The sequence below is a fragment of the Alienimonas chondri genome, assembly GCF_013036045.1.
Taxonomy (GTDB): Bacteria; Planctomycetota; Planctomycetia; order Planctomycetales; family Planctomycetaceae; genus Alienimonas; species Alienimonas chondri.
The window spans coordinates 1-2330 of the sequence record NZ_WTPX01000295.1 but is presented as its reverse complement, the minus strand read 5'-3'; the positions used below and the strand labels follow the sequence as shown (position 1 = coordinate 2330).

The 2330-nt window shown below is 71.1% G+C and carries 1 protein-coding gene; it reads left to right on the top strand.

Annotated features, from left to right (window positions below):
• A partial coding sequence (locus tag LzC2_RS22670; RefSeq protein WP_206678856.1) for a serine/threonine-protein kinase occupies window positions 1-2155 on the top strand: 2155 nt, incomplete at its 5' end.
• Window positions 2156-2330: the final 175 nt, after the last annotated feature.

The window sequence follows — 2330 nt, the reverse complement described above, 5'->3', positions numbered from 1 at the left end:
CTCCCCGCGTCTCCCCACGGCCCGCACGATGCCCCGCCCGTCCGACGCCGAAACCGCCGACGGCGAACCCGACCCCGCCGTCACGTTCATCTCCGACCCCTCGCTCCCCGCCCGTTCCTCCATGAGCCGGCCCTCGAAGAACGCCGGTCGCTTCACCCATCCGCCCGAAAGCCGTCCGCTGGACGGTTATACGTTGAAGCGGGCGATCCACCGCGGCGGGTTCGGCGAGGTGTACTACGGCCTGTCCGACGGCGGCAAAGAAGTGGCGATGAAGCTGCTTCATCAGCACACCGAGGTCGAACTCCGCGGGGCGAACGCCTGCCTGAATCTCAATCACCCCAACCTGGTCACGATCTTCGACATCAAGCAGGACGGGGGCGGGGACTGGTGGATTTTAATGGAGTACGCCGGCGGCCCGCGCTTGGCCGACGTGATCGAGGATCGCGGGAAGTTGCCGGTCGAGGAGATCGAGCACTGGCTCCGCGGCCTGACCGCCGGGCTGTCGTTCCTGCACGAACGCGGCCTGGTGCACCGCGATCTGAAGCCGGCGAACATCTTCGCCGAGGGCGGGACGGTGAAGGTCGGCGATGTCGGTCTGTCGAAATTCATCTCCGAGAGCCGCGGCAGCGAGCACACCAAAAGCGTCGGCACCGTCTATTATATGGCCCCGGAGGTCGCCCGCGGAAAATACGGGCGGGGCGTGGATATCTACGCCCTCGCGGTGATGTTGTTCGAGATGTACACCGGCACGGTGCCCTTCGACGGGGAGACGCCCGCCGAGATTTTAATGAAGCACCTGTCCGCCCCGCCGGACCTCTCCCCGCTCCCCCCGGCCCTCAAGCCGGTGTTTGCCCGGGCGCTGCATAAAGACCCGGACAAACGCACGAAAAGCGTCGGCGAGTTGGAACGCCAGTTCCGCGCCGCCGTCCGCGGCCATCGCTCCGCCCAGGGAACCGAGCAGGTCGGACGTGAGCGGGACGAACCGGTCGATCTGGACCCGGCGTCGTTCCGCACGCCGGTCGCCGACAGGCCGATCTCCGACAGGGAGGAAGTCCCTTACGCGGACGCCGTTTGGAACGATCTTCGCCGGCGGGAACGCGCCGAGGAGCGGGCCGAACGCCGTCACGCCGCGGAGCGTCGCGACGCCCGACGCCGCGAGCCCGAACCGTCCGCCGCCTCGCGAAACGGCTGGGTGTCGTGGGTCGTGGTGGGCCTGCTGTTGCTGCTGGTGTTCTCGCCGCGGGCGTTCCGCGGGATCGCGGTGTCGGCGTGGGAACTGGCGATCCTCGGGGCGCTGGGCTACGGCGTGTTCCGCGTGGTGAAGTGGCTCAGCGGCGGCGACGCCGCGGCGACCCGCCGGGACCACGACTGGCACGACCGGGAGCGGGAACGCCTTCGGCCTCGGTACGACCGCACGATGGAGCGGGCGCCGGAGGTCCGGAGCGGCAACGTCCCCGTGCGGCACGTCGCGGCGCCCGCGCCCAAGCGGCGCCTGCGGCCGGTCCCGCTGGGGCCGGAGGACGCGCGCACGCTGTCCGGCTGGCGACGGGCCACGGAGTTCGCCGGCTCCGCCGCGGTCGCCGGGGCGCTCTCCGCGGCGCTCGCCGGCCTGATGATTCTGACCGGCGCCGTGCAGGATCTGCCGGAGGCGACGCTGTTCGGCCTGACGACCGCGCTGGCCTCCTGGGGTCTGCTGCTGACGAGCAAGCTGACGGAAGGCCGCTTCGCCCCGGATTCCCCCCGCCGGTGGCTCCGCCGAGCGCCCGCCCTGTTCGTCGGCGCCGGCGCCGGGCTGGCCGCGTGGGGGATCGCCGAGGCGTTGATGATCCACGTCCCGCTGGAGCGGGATTCCGTCTGGGGCGCGATCGCCCGCCCCGGCGACTTCGGCGCGATGGCCGTCTCCCTGATCGGGTTCTTCACCTGGACCCTCGCCACCCGTCGCTGGTGGCGGCACGTGGACGGCTATCGTCCCAAGCGGCTGCGGCTGCGCACGTTGCTGCTGACCTCGCTGGCGGGGCTGGCCGGCTGTCTGCTGTTCGGCGTGCCGATCGAATGGGGCCTGCCCTGGACCGTCGGCCTGAGCGTCGTCACCCAGCTCGCCGCCGTCTGGACCCCCGGCCGCAACCGCCCCCACCGCGTACCGGTCACGGCCTGAGCGGTTCTGTGCGACGCCCTCTTCCCCCCTCTCCCTCGGGGAGAGGGGCCGGGGGTGAGGGTGAGCAAGCCTTCGCACGCTTGCGTTTGTGGCGTGACGAGGGGGGTTATGAACAGGAGAGCGGCGGGATCGTGAAAGGCGGTCGGGCGGTCCCAGCCCCCTCACCCCCAGCCCC